Source organism: Pseudomonas sp. TH21 (genome assembly GCF_016651025.1).
GTDB classification, from domain to species: domain Bacteria; phylum Pseudomonadota; class Gammaproteobacteria; order Pseudomonadales; family Pseudomonadaceae; genus Aquipseudomonas; species Aquipseudomonas aylmerensis.
Genome location: NZ_JAEKEQ010000001.1, coordinates 3,229,466 through 3,247,880 on the forward strand (window position 1 = coordinate 3,229,466; position 18,415 = coordinate 3,247,880).

The 18,415-nt window shown below is 55.0% G+C and carries 14 protein-coding genes; 13 read left to right on the forward strand and 1 reads right to left on the reverse strand.

What is annotated here, in order from left to right; genetic code table 11:
- Positions 1-125: 125 nt before the first annotated feature.
- The 11 genes from JFU04_RS14100 to JFU04_RS14150 all read left to right on the forward strand — a co-directional run bounded on the left by JFU04_RS14100 (position 126) and on the right by JFU04_RS14150 (position 15,703).
- Entirely contained in the window at positions 126-3,032 is a 2,907-nt protein-coding gene (locus JFU04_RS14100) for an FAD-binding and (Fe-S)-binding domain-containing protein (RefSeq protein ID WP_201146399.1), read from the forward strand.
- 104 nt (positions 3,033-3,136) lie between these two features.
- On the forward strand, positions 3,137-4,702 hold the full coding sequence (locus JFU04_RS14105; protein WP_201144457.1) for a PucR family transcriptional regulator: 1,566 nt from the start codon (positions 3,137-3,139) through the stop codon (positions 4,700-4,702).
- Positions 4,703-4,773: 71 nt separating this feature from the next.
- On the forward strand, positions 4,774-5,274 hold the full coding sequence (locus JFU04_RS14110) for a hypothetical protein (protein ID WP_201144459.1): 501 nt from the start codon (positions 4,774-4,776) through the stop codon (positions 5,272-5,274).
- 215 nt (positions 5,275-5,489) lie between these two features.
- Positions 5,490-6,920: a GABA permease gene (gene gabP / locus JFU04_RS14115; RefSeq protein WP_201144461.1), complete on the forward strand. Its 1,431-nt coding sequence runs from the start codon at positions 5,490-5,492 to the stop codon at positions 6,918-6,920.
- Between the two features lie 252 nt (positions 6,921-7,172).
- Positions 7,173-8,456, forward strand: coding sequence for a 4-aminobutyrate--2-oxoglutarate transaminase (gabT, locus tag JFU04_RS14120; RefSeq protein WP_201144463.1), 1,284 nt, complete (start codon positions 7,173-7,175; stop codon positions 8,454-8,456).
- Between the two features lie 45 nt (positions 8,457-8,501).
- Positions 8,502-8,831 carry a tRNA-binding protein gene (locus JFU04_RS14125; protein ID WP_120448609.1) on the forward strand — a complete coding sequence of 110 codons (330 nt, stop codon included), beginning with the start codon at positions 8,502-8,504 and terminating at the stop codon, positions 8,829-8,831.
- A 68-nt stretch (positions 8,832-8,899) separates the two neighbouring features.
- On the forward strand, positions 8,900-9,622 hold the full coding sequence (locus JFU04_RS14130) for a haloacid dehalogenase type II (RefSeq protein WP_120448610.1): 723 nt from the start codon (positions 8,900-8,902) through the stop codon (positions 9,620-9,622).
- A gap of 69 nt (positions 9,623-9,691) precedes the next feature.
- Positions 9,692-10,549, forward strand: coding sequence for a DMT family transporter (locus tag JFU04_RS14135; RefSeq protein ID WP_201144465.1), 858 nt, complete (start codon positions 9,692-9,694; stop codon positions 10,547-10,549).
- Positions 10,550-10,745: 196 nt separating this feature from the next.
- Positions 10,746-12,179: an amino acid permease gene (locus JFU04_RS14140; protein WP_201144467.1), complete on the forward strand. Its 1,434-nt coding sequence runs from the start codon at positions 10,746-10,748 to the stop codon at positions 12,177-12,179.
- 611 nt (positions 12,180-12,790) lie between these two features.
- Positions 12,791-14,266, forward strand: coding sequence for an NAD-dependent succinate-semialdehyde dehydrogenase (locus JFU04_RS14145; RefSeq protein WP_201144469.1), 1,476 nt, complete (start codon positions 12,791-12,793; stop codon positions 14,264-14,266).
- Between the two features lie 84 nt (positions 14,267-14,350).
- The gene (locus JFU04_RS14150; RefSeq protein WP_242485899.1) at positions 14,351-15,703 is read left to right on the forward strand and encodes an aminotransferase class III-fold pyridoxal phosphate-dependent enzyme; all 1,353 of its coding nucleotides are present in this window, start codon (positions 14,351-14,353) and stop codon (positions 15,701-15,703) included.
- Positions 15,704-16,026: 323 nt separating this feature from the next.
- Here the strand turns inward: JFU04_RS14150 and gcvA are convergent, their stop codons facing one another.
- Positions 16,027-16,950: a transcriptional regulator GcvA gene (gene gcvA, locus JFU04_RS14155; protein WP_201144473.1), complete on the reverse strand. Its 924-nt coding sequence runs from the start codon at positions 16,948-16,950 to the stop codon at positions 16,027-16,029.
- A 197-nt stretch (positions 16,951-17,147) separates the two neighbouring features.
- Between gcvA and JFU04_RS14160 the strand changes: the two genes are divergently transcribed.
- Entirely contained in the window at positions 17,148-17,921 is a 774-nt protein-coding gene (locus JFU04_RS14160) for an SDR family NAD(P)-dependent oxidoreductase (protein ID WP_201144475.1), read from the forward strand.
- Positions 17,922-18,012: 91 nt separating this feature from the next.
- The gene (locus JFU04_RS14165; RefSeq protein WP_201146400.1) at positions 18,013-18,354 is read left to right on the forward strand and encodes a carboxymuconolactone decarboxylase family protein; all 342 of its coding nucleotides are present in this window, start codon (positions 18,013-18,015) and stop codon (positions 18,352-18,354) included.
- The last annotated feature ends 61 nt before the right edge of the window (positions 18,355-18,415 follow it).

Below are 18,415 nucleotides of genomic sequence, written 5' to 3' on the forward strand. Positions count from 1 at the left end.
TGAGTTGGTAGAGCTGCGCGCTTTCTCGGCTTACAGTACCTAACCTCCGTCGCTCTACCTCCGGTCTTCCGCGTAGGGCTTCACGTTGTGTTCCCGTGCTGCTGATCGAGACCAGGCTTTTCCAAATGACAAAAAATAATCCTATCCCCTTCGACCTCAATGTCCTCATGAGTCTGCGCTCCAAGCTGGAGGCTGAGACCTCGGCGGAGGTGAGGTTCGACGCTGCGACTCGTGCGATCTACGCCTCTGAGGCATCGAACTACCGTCAACTGCCAATCGGTATCGTGATCCCTAGAAGCATCGACGACATCATCGCCACGGTGCGAGTTTGCAGGGATTCCGGGATTCCGATTCTTCCGCGTGGTGCTGGTACTTCGATGTGTGGCCAAGCCGTCAACGCTGCGGTGGTCATTGATGCGTCTAAATATCTCAATGCAATTCACGAGATCGATCCGGGCCGACGCCTGGCCAGGGTTGAGCCAGGTGTTATTTGCGATCAGCTCAAAGGCGAAGCTGCAAAGGTGGGCTTGACCTTCGGCCCTGATCCCGCGACTCATAGCCGTTGCACCCTTGGCGGCATGATTGGGAACAACTCCTGCGGCGCTCACTCGGTAATGGCCGGCAAGACGGTAGAGAACGTGGAGCGGCTGGAAATCCTCACCTACGACGGCGAGCGTTTTTGGGTCGGGCCGACCGATGAGGCCGCGTATCAGGAGCATATCAACGCCGGCGGCCGTCGCGCCGAAATCGTTCGTTCCTTGAAAGCGTTGGTAGATAAGAACGAGGAGCAAATTCGTCAAGGCTTTCCTAAGCTGAAGCGTCGAGTCTCGGGTTATAACCTGGATCAGTTGTTGCCGGAGAATGGCTTCAACATTGCTCGAGCACTGGTAGGTGTGGAGGGTACCTGCGTGACAGTGCTCCAGGCCGAGACCCTCCTGGTGAAGAATCCAACTCATCGTGTCCTTTTGGTATTGGGTTACGAGGAGATCTACTACGCCGCCGATTCGGTCCCTCAGTTGCTACCGCTCAACCCTATCGCCATGGAGGGGCTGGACGACGGCATTATCGATGGACTCAAAGAGCGCGGTATGAAGCTCGCTGACATTGCGGAGCTGCCTGCCGGCAATGCCTGGTTGATGATTGAGTTCGGCGCGCTCTCAACCGAAGATGCGATCGCTTTCGCTCAGAAAGCCGTCGATATAGCGCCAGAGCTGCCAGGGCGTCCAAGCGTCCGGCTGGTTACGGATGCCGGCTTGATGAACCGGATTTGGACAATTCGTGAGACCGGGGCTTCGGCCACTTCCCTGGGGTTGGACCCCAACGAACCTGATCCTGTCGTGGGTTGGGAAGATGCGGCGGTTGAGCCAGAGCACCTGGGGAAGTACCTGCGCGAGTTCAAGAGCCTAGTCAGCAACTATGGCTACAAAACGAATCTCTATGGCCACTTCGGCGATGGTTGCATCCACTCTCGGATCACCTTCGATTTGAAGTCTCAAGATGGCCTGGACAACTGGCGGGCGTTCCTCGACGAGGCTGCACACTTGGTTGTCCGTTACGGCGGCTCTTTGTCCGGCGAGCACGGCGACGGCCAGGCAAAGGGTGAGTACCTGCGCATCATGTACTCCGCCGAGATAATGAATGCCTTTGCCGAGTTCAAGGCTATCTGGGATCCGCTCAACAAAATGAACCCAGGCAAGCTGATCCATGCAATGCCTGTCGATGCCAACCTTCGCTTGGGTCCAGATTACAAGCGTCGAGAAATCCCCAGCCAGTTCACATACGACCCTCGTCTCGGCGACAAAGGCCTGGCTCGCGAATCCGAGCGCTGCATTGGAATGGGTAAGTGCCGCTCCCTGGAAGGTGGAACCATGTGCCCGAGTTTCAGGGCTACACGCGACGAAAAATACTCCACGCGGGGTCGTGCGCGCCTGTTCTTCGAGTTACTCAAGGGCGAGGTGATTGAGGATGGCTGGCAGAACGAAGAGGTCAAAGACTCGCTTGATTTGTGCTTGAGCTGTAAAGGCTGCAAGACCGACTGCCCTACCAATGTGAACATCGCGCGATATAAAACCGAATTCCTCAATCGTTACTACAGCGAGAAGCGTCGCCCGGTCATGGATGCGATGATTGGCCGAATTGGTGAATGGCTGCCCCATGCCACCAAGTTTTCACCTGTACTCAATTACGCGATGGGAAACCCGCTGGTGCGCACAGCAGGTTCATATTTCGGCCTGGCGCGCCACGCCAAATTTCCCAAGATCGCGGCGAAGAGCTTTCGCAGTGGTGTCACAGCCAAGCGTATCCTGAAAAACCAAGGCCAGCGCACAGGCACTGAAGTGCTGTTGTGGGTAGATAGCTTCAACAATGGGTTCACGCCCAAGGTGTTGGAGGCGGGTGTGACTGTCCTGGAAACGCTCGGCTTCAATGTGAAGCTGATGAAGCGTCATGTGTGCTGTGGCCGGCCTTACTACGACGTGGGGATGATTGATCAGGCGAAGGCTAATCTGGAGCAGATCCTCACTCAGTTGGAGCCGGTGTTGGAGGAGCGCATGCCTGTCATTGTTCTGGAACCAAGCTGTCTTTCGGTATTCCGAGACGAAATGCCCAGTTTGTTCCCAGCAGACCCGCGTGCCAAGCAACTCGAGGAGTCGATCATGACCCTTAGTGAGTTCATCAAGAGTCGTGGCTTGCAATTGCCCCTGATTGATGAAGATGTCCGCATTCATGGTCATTGCCATCAGAAGTCTTGTGGCGGCATGGAAGGCGAGCAAGGCGTCCTGGAGAAGCTCGGTGGTAAAGGCCAGGTGATCAATTCCGGTTGCTGTGGTGTTGCTGGAGCCTACGCCTACCACAGCAAAACGGCTCCGATAGCCAAGATCATCGGTGAAAAAGAATTCAAGCCCCATATCGACAAAATCCCACAGGAAACTCCGGTGGTCGCCGATGGATTCAGCTGCCGGGGTCAGATCCGAAACGTGAGTGGTCGAGAGGCCATGCACTTGGCTGAGTATCTCGCGAAAATTCTGGGCTAGTCGCGCCAGGCACGGCATTCTCATGCATTCGGCTGCTGGGGCCTGTGTCCCGGCAGTCAGTGGATGCCAGCGTGTAGGTACTTATGGAGTGGAGTAGGTTGGTCATGAAGCTCGATACTGCGATTGAAAACACTGTGTTGCGCGAAGCCTCTGTTGTTGCAGGGGCAAATGCCATGGATCGCGAAATAACGTGGGTTCATATCGTCGATCACCCTGAGATCACCAATTGGTTGAAACCAGGCGAGCTGCTGTTGACTACCGGTTACAACTGGCCGGTGGATGACGATGAAAGCCGAAGCATGGTGCGTCGCCTCAGTGAGATCGGCTTGGCAGGAGTCGTTTTGGCAGTCCCGCATTTTCGGGAGCACTTCACTGAAGCGGCAATCGAAGAAGCCAACCTCTGCAATCTGCCTCTGCTTGAATTGCCTTGGGAGATTCCGTTCAGCGACATCATGCACGATGTGTTGGCACGGATCATCAATATCCAGGCCGAGACGATTCGCCGCTCTGACCACATCCATCGCACATTGACGGAAGCTGCGCTGGAGGGGAAAAACCTGGAGGGGCTGGCTAAGGCTTTGAAAGCGGCACTCGACAAATCAGCTACCGTCGTTTCCGTGGACGGGACGATATTGGGGGCGTCCGACCCCAGCGCAGATGAAGCCTGCGAACGACTGCTGGTTAAAAAACTCACCGAACTGGAGCCTCTCACAGCATTTTTCGAGTCCAATGCCCCTAAAGTGGTTTCGGAGTGGGTGGCCAAGCCCAGGTTGGGTGGAGCCATCCGTTTAAGGAACGAGGTCATTGGAATCGTATGGCTGGGAAGTGATGAGCGCGAGTTTGAAGAGCTAGACTCCCGCGCCTTGGAGCATGCTGCGGTTATTGCAGCTCTGCACCTGACCTATCAGCGAGAGCTGTCTGATCAAGAAACTCGCTTGGGTTACGCATTTGTAGCGGGTTTGTTGGAGGGAAAATTTTCGGCCACGCCTAGCGCTATCGAGCGAGCTCAAGCTTCGGGTTGGAGTGAAAATAGAAACTACAGGGTTTGCCTGGTGCTCTTGAATGAGCCGATTCCGCTTTCTATCGAGGGTTTCACTCGGCGTTCAAGAACTGCGGATCGAATCTCGCAAGCAATGCAGAGTCTGGGTGTGGCGCCGCTCATGTCCGTGTCTCTGAACCAGGTGAGCTTCTTGTTGCCGTCGGAAATTGCGCCGGACGCGTTATGGCGGGCTGTGCGCACCGAGGGCTGTGCAATGGCGGTCAGTCGGACTCATCAAGGAGTGACCGGTATGGCTCATGGCGCAGAAGATGTATCTGCGCTTCTGCCTTTGCTCAAGCCAGGTAAGTTGCATGATTTTGATGAGGTTCTATTTCCCAGGGCGCTGATGGGCGATGCGGATGCTCGACGCTTGCTGGTAGAGAAAATGATTGAACCGCTGGGCAATCCCAAGCGTGGCAACACGCTCATCGAAACGGCTCTTACCTTGGCCAAGGAAGGCTTCCAGTTATTGAATACCTCCAAGGCACTGGATATCCATATTAGTACGTTGCGCTACAGGGTAGAGCGTATTGAGATGATGTTGGGTATTTCGCTCGATAACCCTGATGACAAATTCAAGCTTCAAGTAGCCGCTCAAATGTATCTTTTGGCCGCTGACGAGAACTCTTAGAAAATATTGCGTGTTGGGGCGCGGCTATTAATTGCCTGTCCCAAAGCGTGGGAGGCTATGTGTCTAGGCGTGTGACGAAAACTTCATGCGGGCTGCGTTTGGTATCGCAGTCTGAAAATACTCTCTTTGATCTCGACGGCGGGGTAGTGCAGTCTGAGTTAGTTGCGCTGGCCAGAACGGCTATTGATTTAAAGGCTGCTGGCAACCGCGTTGTCGTCGCCGTGGGTGAACCTCCGTCTGCCGGGGCTGGATGCTCAGGTGGTCAAGTCTACCGTGCGGGCTATGCTGCGATGGTTGTATCTCAGACCAGGCTCATGGCTGAGTGGGAGAAGTGCTTTAACAACGGTGGTGAGGTGGCGGCTCAAGTTCTAGTAGACGCCGTAGTTTTTCACAACGCGCTCAGAGGCCAGCAGTTGGCAGGCGTCTTGTGTGAGTTGACCGATAGGGGGGTTGTTCCTATCGTGGGACTGAGTGCCGGTGGTCGTGGAGCCTGCACTACATTGTTGGATTCGTTCCTGCTGACTTTACTGGATAATCACAAGAAAGGGATCGGGCAAAAAGTAGCTGTTTAATATTACTTATCTTTTTCTTCTCTATTACGGCTGTGTGCTATCAGCCGACCCAAAAAACGATCGCGAATTCGTTTGTCGAGTAGGTAGTCTCTTTCGTCCCCCTCCTGTTCAATGATTCCCTGTAAGTCCCAGGGAAAGGGCCTGCCGGTCGTGCGAACCGAGTAGTTAGATCCAGATATGTACGCCTGCCTAATAATAACTCGAGGCTTTTCAAGATGTCCCAACCCTCTCATTCAGTCCATTCAGCTACTGCTGAAGGATCAAACCTTTCCACTGGTTTAAAACAGCGCCACGTCACGATGCTCTCGATTGCGGGTGTCATCGGGGCGGGTTTGTTTGTTGGCTCGGGTCATGCAATTGCTGCTGCTGGCCCGGCGGTGCTTCTTTCTTATATCGCAGCCGGTACGCTTGTTGTGCTGGTGATGCGAATGCTCGGCGAAATGGCAGTAGCCTCTCCCGATACCGGATCATTCTCCACCTATGCGAACAGGGCCATCGGTCAATGGGCCGGATTTTCAATCGGTTGGCTGTATTGGTGGTTCTGGGTTCTCGTTATCCCCTTGGAGGCCATTGCAGCAGCTGCCATTTTGAACACATGGTTCCCGGTTATTGATACCTGGTTGTTCGCGTTGGCGATTACTGCACTTCTGACCATTTCAAATCTCTTCAGCGTCGCTAAGTACGGCGAGTTTGAGTTCTGGTTTGCGTTGTCGAAAGTGGTCGCAATCATGGCATTCATCATCTTGGTTGCAGTCGCTCTCGTGGGAGGGCTGCCCGGTCGGGAGGTTGAAGGCTTCGTCGCTACCATGCACGCAAATGGCGGTTTCGCCCCGAATGGCTATGGGCCGGTGCTGGGTGCCTTGCTGACGACCATGTTCAGCTTCATGGGTACCGAGATCGTCACGATCGCTGCAGCAGAATCGAAAAACCCGTCTCAGCAGATCGCCCGGGCTACAAACTCTGTTATTTGGCGCATCGGTATTTTCTACATTGTTTCGATCTTTATGGTGGTTTCCATCGTGCCATGGAACGACGCCCAGCTTTCCGTGGTTGGGTCGTACCAGCGTGCGCTGGAGCTGCTGCAAATTCCCTACGCCAAGCTGATCGTCGATATCGTGGTTCTCGTCGCTGTAGCGAGCTGTCTCAATTCGGCCATCTACACCGCTTCCAGGATGATGTTCTCCCTGGCCAAGCGCGGTGATGCGCCACAAGCGCTCAAGGCCACAACTGCCTCAAATGTCCCGCGCAGGGCGGTCTTGGCCAGTACGGCTATTGGCTTCGTTACGACTGCCATTAACTACTTTGCCCCTGAGACAGTATTTGCATTCCTCCTGGCAACCTCGGGGGCAGTTGCATTGCTGGTCTACTTGGTTATCGCGGTTTCGCAGTTGCGCATGCGCAAGCAGCTGGTCGCTGACGGCCAGGAGTTGGGCTTCAAGATGTGGCTTTACCCTTGGCTGACCTGGCTTGTGATCATTTTCATTACGGCCGCGCTGTGCCTGATGCTGACGCTCCCTAAACACACTTATGAGGTGGCGTCGACGGCGGTGCTGGCACTCGTGATCGTTGCCACTGGTGTTTACACCAAGCGCCGTAGCAACGCGGCGAATTGGTCTCAGGGTCTCGTCAGCAATAACCGCCGCTGACCTATTTCAGATCCAGGTTATTCAAGAAGGGTGGGGGCGGGCGGGGGCGCGTGCCCCCTTGTTCTTGGCCGACAGTTGCCAACGGAATAGTTGGGCTCGGCTTGTTGCTGTCTTGCTTTCCTGCCCTGAGCCCCATCTTTTCTGTATCTACTTTTAGTACGAAAAAATCAATCAGTCTTCCTAGTTCTCGCACGTATTTTGAGTGTGAGGGTGTAGTTACGATTGCCACACTGACACACAAAGGTGAATACCATGTCTTCTCAACAAAAACTGTCCGTATCGCCTCGCGCACAACATGTATCCAATGGTGTTGCGGTTGCTCACCCGATCACCGTGAGCCGCGCTGCTGGTGCTTACCTCTGGGATGACCAAGGTAAGAAATACTTGGACTTCGTGGGTGGTATCGGCGTGCTGAACGTCGGTCACAACCACCCACGCGTCGTCGAAGCGGTACGTAAGCAGCTGGATACCTTCTCGCACATCTGCTTCCAGGTCGCGGCTTACAACCAATACACCGACCTCGCCGCAAAGCTGAACAACCTGGTGGGTGGCTCGGAGCACTACAAGTCAGTGTTCCTGACTACCGGTGCTGAAGCTGTTGAGAACGCCATCAAGATCGCGCGTGGCCATACCAATCGTCCAGGTGTGATCGCATTCCGTGGCGGTTTCCACGGTCGTACCTTGATGGGTATGACCCTCACTGGTATGAGCCAGCCTTACCGTCAGAATTTCGGCCCGTACGCTCCGGATATCTACCATACGCCGTATCCGAACGAGTACCGTGGGGTGACCACCGAGAAAGCACTGGCCGCTCTGCAGGAGGTATTTGATACTCAAATCGCTGCTGATCGCGTCGCTGCAATCATCATTGAGCCCGTCCAGGGTGATGGTGGCTTCATCGCCGCGCCGGTCGAGTTCATGCGTGCTCTGCGCAAGAAAACCCAAGAGCTGGGCATCGTCCTGATCTGCGACGAAATTCAGACCGGCTTCGGCCGTACCGGCAAGATGTTCGGCTTCGAGCACTCCGGCATCCAGCCTGACTTGGTAACCGTTGCCAAGAGCATGGCCGGCGGTCTGCCGATCTCTGGTGTCGTAGGTCGTGCCGTAATCATGGATGCCCCACAACCAGGTGGCTTGGGCGGTACGTATGGTGGCAACCCGCTCGGTTGCGCTGCAGCCTTGGAAGTCATCAAGATCTTCGAGTCGGAAAACCTGACGGAGCGTAGCCGCGCGATCGGCGCCCAGCTTCTGGAAGGCTTCAAAGCCCTGGAAGGCCGCTTCAAAGGCATCGGTCACGTGCGTGCGATCGGTGCAATGGCAGCCGTTGAGTTCGTTTCTGATCGTGAGTCAAAAGAGCCAGATGCGGCTCTGGCGCAACGGATCATCGATGCTGCCCGTGAAGAGGGGTTGCTGGTGATCAAATGCGGCGTGTACCGCAATGTTGTCCGCTTCATCTGCCCACTGGTCATTTCCGAGCAGGATGTGGCTGAAGCCTTGGGCATGTTTGAGCGTGCGCTGGTTGTCGCCGAAGCATAAGGCTGAGGTTTTATCGATTTACACCGCAATAATACTGGAGTGGTTATGTCCCCGTTTGAAGCGTTCAATGAGGTTGACATTCGTATCGGCGAGGTCGTGCGAGTGGAGCTCAATGAAAAAGCAAACAAGCCAGCTTATAAGTTCTGGATCAATTTTGGTGAGTTGGGCGAGAAAACCACCAGCGCGCAGTACACCAAGCTCTACAGCCCTGAGGAGCTTGTCGGTAAGCAGGTGGTGTGCGCCGTCAATCTGGGCGCCAGGAAGATTGCGGGCTTTACCTCCGAAGTATTGATGTTGGGTGTCGATCGTGAGCCGGGTGAGGTTGTTTACCTGACCACAGAGCGGCCTGTTCCACTCGGTAGCAAGATTTTTTAACCCTCTAGCCGCTGTGCTGCGATACCGCGGCTGATTCAAAACAAGTAAACCTAAAGTAGGATATCAAGATGCAACTGACCGACTTCAAAGCGTTGACCTTCGACTGCTACGGCACCCTGATCGACTGGGAAACCGGTATCGTCAACGCCCTCCAACCACTGGCCAAGCGCACTGGCAAGTCTTTCACCTCTGACGAGCTGCTGGAAGTGTTTGGTCGCAACGAGTCGCCTCAGCAAACCGAGACCCCTGGTGCGCTTTACCAGGACATTCTGCGCGCTGTGTATGACCGCATCGCCAAAGAATGGAGCCTGCAACCTGAGGCTGCTGAGCGTGAAGAGTTCGGCACCTCTGTGAAGAACTGGCCTGCATTCCCAGATACGGTGGAAGCTTTGCAGTATCTGAAGAACCATTACAAGCTGGTCATCCTGTCCAACATCGACCGCAATGAGTTCAAACTGAGCAATGCGAAGCTGGGTGTCGAGTTCGACCACATTATCACCGCTCAGGATGTGGGTTCGTACAAACCAAACCCAAACAACTTTACCTTCATGATCGATGCACTGGCTCAAGCTGGCATCGAGAAAGGCGATATCCTGCACACTGCAGAAAGCCTTTACCACGACCATATCCCCGCCAACGACGCAGGTCTGGCTTCGGCCTGGATCTACCGCCGTCACGGTAAAGAAGGCTACGGTGCGACCCACGTTCCGTCGCGTATGCCCAACATCGATTTCCGCTTCAACAGCATGGGCGAGATGGCTGAGGCCCATAAGCAAGCGCTTAAGGGTTAATACCGATGCCGGCGACTTTTGCGGGTCGCCGGTATATTCCGCTGAACTTGAACTAACAGCGAGACTGCCATGAGTTCGTATGATTCAACTGTCTCAAGATCTCAGTTCGGGATTATCCCAGCGGTAGTCTCAGTGATCATCTGGAGCACCTTGGCAGTGAGTGTTACCTACTGCCAGAACGTGTCTCCCATGTTTATAACGGGTGCTGCGCTATTTATTGGTGGGCTCATCGGCCTTCCGTGGTTCAGGCTCTGGGCTATGCCGCGCAGGCTCTTTGTGCTGGGCACATTCTGCATGTTGGCCTACCACGTCATTTATTTTTACGCGCTCCAACTGGCTGATCCGATCGGCGTCAGTCTGCTGCACTACCTTTGGCCTGTGCTGATCGTGGTGATGGCTCCACTCTTTGTGTCGAGCGGACGACTCACCACGAGATCGATTTTGGCCGGGCTCGTGGGTTTTGTTGGCGCAGTGATCAGCTGTAATCCGGATCACTCTCTGGGTGAGGGTAACTGGCTTGGCTATGGCCTGGCATTTGTTTCGGCCATCCTGTGGGCAGCTTACTCGCTACTTGCCAAGCAATATACGGGGGTTCGCAGTGCATCGGTTGGGCTGTTTTGTCTTGTGTCGGGCGCTGCGTGCCTGTTGGTTTATCGCGCAGGCGCGCAATGGCCGTCGCTCACCCCTAGTGAGACCTGGGCAATTGTCTACATGGGCTTGGGGCCTATGGGTGGAGCCTTTTACCTCTGGGACTATGCCATGAAAAAGGCCAATCATGAGCAGGTAGCCGTCCTCAGTTATGCCACACCTGTGCTGTCCACCGCATTCTTGGCCATCTACCTGCAGGTCGGCATGCAGTGGTACATCTGGGTAGGCGCCGGATTAGTTGTTTGCTCGATGATAATGTCGAGAAGAGCAACTTCGTAAACGTTATTGATTGTGCGCCCGCGTCAATAAGGTGAAGAAATAGAACAGGTCATTCTATTCATATTCGCCGATTTAACCTTGCCCCCGTCACGCTGGGGGCTTTTTTATATGCCTGAACTATCGAAGTAGAACATCCAAGTGCGCAGCGCCGCAGATGCTTGGCAGAAATGTCGTTGGTAAAAATAGAGGTGACTCGATGATTGAAACAAATATAAGTATCGAAAACCCGAAGATCCAAGATAGTCAACTCAAGACGGGGCTCAAGTCCAGGCATCTCACCATGATGTCTATCGCGGGGGTCATTGGTGGCTCTCTGTTCGTAGGGTCGGCAAGTATCATCCATACTGCAGGTCCCGCTGCCGTCTTGGCATTTCTGGTCGGCGGTATTCTGATGATGCTTATCATGAGAATGCTGGGTGAGATGGCGACGTCCTCTCCTGATACGGGGTCTTTCTCAACTTACGCCGATCGGGCGATTGGCCGGTGGGCCGGGTTTACCATTGGCTGGCTTTATTGGGGTTACTGGGTAAGCCTCATGGCTTGGGAGGCCTACGTTGCAGGTAAGATCCTTAACGGCTGGTTTCCATCGATCAGTATCAATGTCTTCGTTCTGGCAACCACTCTGGTACTGATCAGCATCAACTTCTTCAACGTGAAAAACTACGGCGAATTTGAGTTCTGGTTTGCACTGATCAAGGTCGTGGCGATTTTCTGCTTCTTGATAGTGTGTGGCCTCGCTGTAGCCAATATCTGGACGCTGGGGGAGGTGAGGGGCATCACCAACTTGACGGCGCACGGTTTCATGCCGAACGGCATAGACCCTGTCGTCGGCGCCATGCTGGGAGTGATGTTTGCGTTCCTCGGGGCAGAGATCGCGACTATTGCCGCTTCTGAGTCTGCGAACCCGTCCCAGCAGATCATCAAGACGACCAAGTCGGTCGTTTGGCGCGTAGGGTTGTTTTACGTGGGCTCGATTTTCCTGATTGTGTGCTTGGTGCCATGGAATGACCCCATGCTCGGTGTGCCAGGCTATGGGGCCTACCGCCGCACGCTGGAGCTGCTTGGGGTGCCTGGTGCAGAAGTGCTGATGAATTTCGTGGTGCTGACGTCGGTGAGCAGCTGCTTGATTTCCGCGCACTACACAGCTTCACGCATGCTCTATTCGTTGGCCACTCGCGGCGACGCCCCGTCATTCTTCAAGTTTACAAAACAAGGAACGGGTGTTCCGCTCTATGCCATCGTCGGATCCTGTCTGGTGGCTGTGATTCTGGCACTGATCAATTTCAGCGAGGCGCTGAGACCCAAGGATGTGCTCGATACGCTGATGAACATGACCGGTACTATCGCGCTTCTGGTGTATCTGGTTATCGCGTGCTCTCAGCTGAAAATGCGCCGCAAGCTGGAGCTGAAGGGCAGTGAAATCCCGCTGAAAATGTGGCTGTTTCCTTGGCTGACCTGGGCGGTGATTATCTTCATCGTGGCGTGTTTGGCGGTGATGTCGTTCATGGCTGAGTACCAGGTCCTGGTAGTGTCGACAGGCAGTGCAGGTCTCGCTTTGGTGCTGATTGGAATCCTGCATCAGCGACGTTGTAATCGCTTGAAGCGCCAGGAACACAACGTAAGACTCTGACCATAGACTCACACTCAGCAGACCGCGTGAATGTTGTGCTTATCAGAAGAAAGCCACCCTTTGCGAAAGAAGGGTGGCAATGGATCCCGTCCCCTCATAACAGCACTTAACCTTTCAGTGCTCATTTGACTAATCGTAAAAATCACCCTCTGAATGACTAATCTTGTACGGGGCATTAAATGAATAACAATAAAAGTCTATTCATCAGCATGCTAGTCGCCATTCGGGATTTTTGTTTGGCAAGGCCTGTTACCGAGAAAGATGACGACGTGTTGGTAGCCTGCCCATGCCCTCATATTCATATTGAAGTATCTCCCCCGTTCTCGAAACCACCAGGGGGCACTTCAAGGCTTAAATGATTAATACTTTAAATACTAAAAACACCCCTGTTTATCCTGCTCGGGATCGGTAGCTGACACTGAGTTCGTTGCTTAGGATTTACCCAAGATGAATGGTTGAAGTTACGCCTCCCAAAGACGGCCTGCAGGCGTAGTGGATTGAACCATGGCTCTAAGTGCTTAGTCATCGACGGTACATGAATACCTGTTCCTTCGTGGTGTAGTCACGAAGGTATTTTCTTTTCATTTTTTACGAATCTCGTTGGAGGTTTTATGAGTTTTAAGCTGCAGCGCGAAGAGTTGATACTCACCAAGAACTTTATCGCGGGTGTGTGGCAGGACGCAGTCACTGGCGCAACCCTCCCAGTCAACAACCCAGCTTCGGGAGAGCGCGTAACCCTCGTTGCCGATAGCGACGAAAAGGATGCAAAGGCTGCAGTTGACGCTGCAGTGCAAGCGTTTGAAGCTTGGCGCTCGACACCCGCCAAGCAGCGAGCTGTGATCTTGAAGCGCTGGAATGACTTGATCATGGCTAACGCTGAAGACTTGGGTAAGATCATTTCTACTGAGCAAGGTAAGCCCCTTGCTGAAGCCGTTGGCGAAATCGCCTACGCCGCAAGTTATGTAGAGTGGTTTGCTGAGGAAGCCACCCGGGCGAACGGTGACATCATTCCTCAAGCCGTACGCGGACGTAAAATGGCTGCTTACAGGGAGCCGGTAGGCGTTGTAGCGGCCATCACGCCTTGGAACTTCCCCGCAGCGATGATCGCTCGGAAAATCGCTCCGGCTCTGGCCGCAGGTTGTACTGTTGTCTGTAAGCCAGCGGCGGAAACACCTCTGACTGCTTTGGCATTGGTGAAGCTTGCGGAGGAGGCGGGCGTCCCGGCTGGGGTCTTGAACATCGTCAACACTTCCGCCTCAAAGACGGTAGCGGATGTCTGGTTGGATGATCCCCGTGTTCGCAAAATCACCTTCACAGGATCGACGCCGATCGGTAAGCACCTGGCCCACGAATCATCGCGTACCTTGAAGAAATTGGCGCTGGAGCTGGGCGGTAATGCGCCGTTCATCGTGTTCGAGGACGCCGATATCGATGCCGCAGTAGAAGGTTTGATGGTGGCTAAATTCCGTAACGGCGGCCAGACCTGCGTGTGTCCAAACCGTGTGTACGTTCAGTCGAAAATCTACGGCAATTTCCTGGAGAAACTCAGCGCCCGCGTGTCGGCCCTGGTCGTTGGCCCTGCCAGCGATTCGACGTCGCAGATTGGCCCTATGATCAACGCCAAAGCGATCGCCAAGATCGAGGAGCACGTCAATGATGCAGTCGCGCGTGGTGCTCGAGTCCTCACGGGTGGCAAGCGTCTTTTTACCGAACAGCGTGCCGAGTCCACTTACTACGCGCCAACCGTCCTGGCGGACGTAGATCCTTCCTCTAAATGCTTCCATGAAGAAACCTTCGGGCCGGTTGCACCCATCACTCGGTTTGAAACCGAGGAAGAGGTCATCAAGATGGCCAATGACTCGCCATTTGGATTGGCATCTTATTTCTATACCAACGACATGCGCCGTGTGCACCGGGTTACTGATGCGCTGGAGTGCGGCATTGTTGGCGTGAACGAAGGTGCTATAGCCGCCGAAGCCGCTCCGTTTGGGGGAGTGAAGGATTCGGGCTATGGCCGAGAAGGCTCCGTACATGGCCTGGAGGAATACATGCACATCAAATATGTCTGCCAAGGCGGCCTGGATTGACTCCCGACCTTTGATGAGTGAGCTCTTTACTCAAACCTGTTTGAGGCGGAGAGAATCCGCTATGTGTGTTTATTGAGAGATCGTATGAACAACCTTCAGAAAAAAGATCAACACTGGGTTCACCCTGTGACCGCCCTGATGGATCACCAGGCAAAGGGCGTATGTGCCTGGAAAAGTGCGGATGGGATTCACCTGGTGGATGTGAATGGTCATCGAGTCCAAGACGCCTTCTCGGGCCTCTGGTGTGTGAACGCCGGTTACGGACAGCCGACGATCATCGAGGCCGCAAGGAAGCAGCTTGAAGTCCTGCCTTACGCGACCGGTTACTTCGGCTTCGGTAGCGAGCCTGCGATTGAGCTAGCCCATCGTTTAGCCAACCTGGCGCCTTCTGGTTTGAACCACGTCATTTTCGGGCAGGGCGGATCTGATGCGGTAGACACAGCGATCCGAACGGTACGCTACTACTTCAACGCGATCGGACAGCCTGAAAAAAAGCACTTCATTGCAGTGCAGCGTGGCTATCACGGCTCCTCAGCTTTGGGCAGCGGACTTACCGCACTGCCCGTGTTCCATCGCTATTTTGATGTACCTGCGCCTACCCAGCACCACATTGAAGCGCCTTACACTTACCGTCATAGTGCCGGCCCAGATGAGGTATCGGTACTGCAAGCGACCGTTGCGGCACTTGAAAGTAAAGTGCGAGAAATTGGCAAGGAAAAAGTGGCCGCGTTCATCTGCGAGCCCATCATTGGCTCTGGTGGGGTAATTGTTCCTCCTGCTGGTTATCTGAAAGCAATGCGCGAGACCTGTGACAGGCTTGGCATCCTGCTGATCGTTGATGAGGTGATTACTGGATTTGGTCGTACTGGCCCCATGTTCGCCTGCGAGCACGAAGGTGTTAGTCCAGATATCTTGACACTCGCCAAAGGCCTTACTTCAGGGTATGCGCCCATGGGCGCAACCATCATCTCCGACAGCATCTATGCCGCAATCGCGGAGGCCGGCGCTGATGGTACTCCGTTTGGTCATGGCCAAACCTACGCCGGACATCCTGTCAGCGCGGCAATTGCCAACGCCACGCTGGATCTGTACGAAACCGGTCTCTTGGAAAATGGCAAAGCTGTTGGTGAGTATTTCCAGGAAAGGCTGCGTAGCCTTGAGGCGCTGGCCGTAGTAGGACAGGTGCGGGGGCAGGGTATGCTGGCGGGCGTTGAACTTGTTACAGACAAGCACACACGAGCCAAGCCTGACCCGAGCTTGAAAATCGGTCAGAAAATCTTGGCCCATGCGTTTAGCGAGGGGCTTGTATTCCGTGCTTTTGCCGACGACATACTCGGTTTTGCTCCCTCTCTGAATTACACCAATGCTGACGTCGACAAGCTGATTGAGATTCTGACCTTTTCTATCGAAAAGGTGATCGGCGCTAAATGGGTCTGACTGCTTCCCGTTGCGCGATTTAGCACTGCGTTTAAGGTCTTCGATCAGAAGACCTTCTTTTTAAGATAGCTATAAGCCGTTTAATTGCTCAGCTTATCCCTGCTATTGATTCCAGATGCCTTCTTCTTCCCTGAGTTGATAACTCATGGCGTCACAGGCACCTGACCACGATATGAGCCATTCAGGCATCTCTGGAGACTTATCGGGTAGCCCAAACTCTCGAACAAATTCTCTTGGCGAAATATTACTTTTCGCGGCTCACGAGAACAGAGCGAAAACGTGGTGTAGGGGGCGCGTGCGGGTACCGTAAATCATCTTCAAAGTCAGCGATTTTCCGTCTGCTGCGCTTGCGCCAACAACCAGTCCCGAAAAGTCGTCAGCCGGGGCAAGCTGGCGCACTCAGGCCGATAAACGATGTAGTAGGCCAGCTCCGATGCAAAGCTGATGTCGGGGAACAACCGCACCAGGCGTCCGCTTGCCAGGTCATCGTGGGCCATGACGCTGCGGGCCAGCGCGATGCCGTGCCCCTCAACCGCAGCTTGCAACACGGCGGCAGAATTGTTGATTTGCATGCCCCGCAGAGAGAGTGCGTCCTTCGCCCCGGCTTTCTGCATCCAGGTTTCCCAGGTCGGAAAACCGGTATGGCTATCCATCGACAGGTCGTGAATCAACGTCTCCTGTGTCAGGTCATTGGGCTTCTGCAAACGCGAGTGCTCGCGCAACAGTTGCGGCGAGCACACCGGATAGACCTCTTCATCCATCAGTTTTTCGGCGGTCAGCCCCGGCCACCGCCCCGTGCCATAACGCACGCCGATATCGATCCGCTGTGCAACGAAGTCCACCGGTTTGAGGTTGGTATCCAGGCGCACGTCTGTTTCGGGGCACATCGCCTGGAAGCGGTCGATGCGAGGCAACAGCCACTTGGCGGCAAAGGCCGGGCTGACCGCCACGGTCAGTACGCCGTTGATCGAACTTTCCCGCAGTCGCTCCATCCCCAGGGTCAGCCTGTCGAAACCTGCGCGTATGTCGGGCAACGCGCGCTCGGCTGCCTCCGTGGGTACAAGCCTTGCCCGGCCGCTGTTGCCGCGCACAAACAGCGGGCTACCCAGCCAATCTTCCAGCGTGCGTACCAACTGACCGACCGCCGCCGGTGTGACGTTGAGTTCGGCCGCCGCCGCAGAAAAGCTCTGATGGCGGGCGCTGGCCTCGAAGGCACGCAAAGCGTTCAGATGGATCGGTGATTTCATGGCGATAAAGTTTTTCTTTCAGGGTTTGACACTTTATCTCGTTTGTCTGCGGCCTGAAAGAAGAGAAAAATCACCTCCATGCCGACTGCCGACCTGTTTTATGGGTGAGGGCATAGGCACGTGAACACCATTGGAACCAATAGTTTTTCTTCCACTCAAGTCCTGCCGGAAAGCGGGCGCACGGAGAGAGTTTAAAGATGAGCAATCAATTCAAAGGTAAGAAGCTGTTGGTCGTCGGTGGCACCAGCGGCATGGGCCTGCAGACCGCGCGCACCGTACTGGCCGAGGGCGGCAGCGTAGTCATCGTGGGCAACCGCCCGGAAAAAACCGAAGCAGCCCGCAAGGAGCTGGCTGAACTGGGCCAGGTGTGGGCACTGACTGCCGACCTGTCCAACGACGCCGCCGTAGCTTCGCTGATCAAAACCCTGCACGAGCAGCATTCGGATATCGACCTGCTGGTCAACGCCGCCGGCGTGTTCTTCCCCAAGCCATTCCTGGAGCATTCGGAAGCTGACTACGCCCAGTACATGTCGATCAACAAAGCGACCTTCTTCATCACGCAAAAGGTTGCCGCCAACCTGGTCGCCAACAACCGCCCCGGTGCGATCGTGAACATTGGTTCGATGTGGGGCAAGCAGGCGATCGCAGCCACACCGTCTTCTGCGTACTCGATGGCCAAGGCGGGCCTGCACTCGCTGACCCAGCACCTGGCGATGGAACTAGGTAGCAAGAACATCCGTGTTAACGCGGTGTCGCCTGCCGTGGTGCAGACCCCTATCTACGAAGGCTTCATTCCAAAGGCCGAAGTGCACAGTGCGCTGCAAGGCTTCAATAGCTTCCACCCGATTGGTCGCGTGGGCACGCCTCAGGACGTCGCCGAAGTGGTCGCTTTCCTGCTGTCGGACAAGGCGGGCTGGGTCACTGGCGCTGTCTGGGACGTCGATGGCGGTGTGATGGCCGGTCGTAACTGACCTGCGCTGCTGCAAGCGTTGCTGAGGCACTGAGTTCTTTGCCAGGCGTGACCCGACACCTGGCTTCAATCTGTTTTGGAGAAAGACCATGATGCAAGACTGGAATGGCTACCGCGACTCCCTGATGGAGCGCGTAGGCGACTACGCTAAACAAAGCCCCGACGTAATGCGTGGCCTGATGATGATCGACAATTCGGCGGTCAAGACGGGGCATCTGGAGCCGAAGATCCACGAACTGATCGCATTGGCCGTGGCGGTGACCACGCGCTGCGACGGGTGTATTTCCGTCCATACCAAAAAAGCGGTCGAGCACGGTGCCACGCTTGAAGAAATCACCGAGGCCCTCGGTGTAGCGATTGCCCTGAACGCGGGTGCTGCGTTGACGTACTCGGCACGCGTCGTCGAGGCCTATCAACAACTGCCCAGTCAGTAAGCCCTATCGATAAGCACCGACCACCCACGGACGGGTTGGCCGGTGTCTTTGCCCCGTTTGG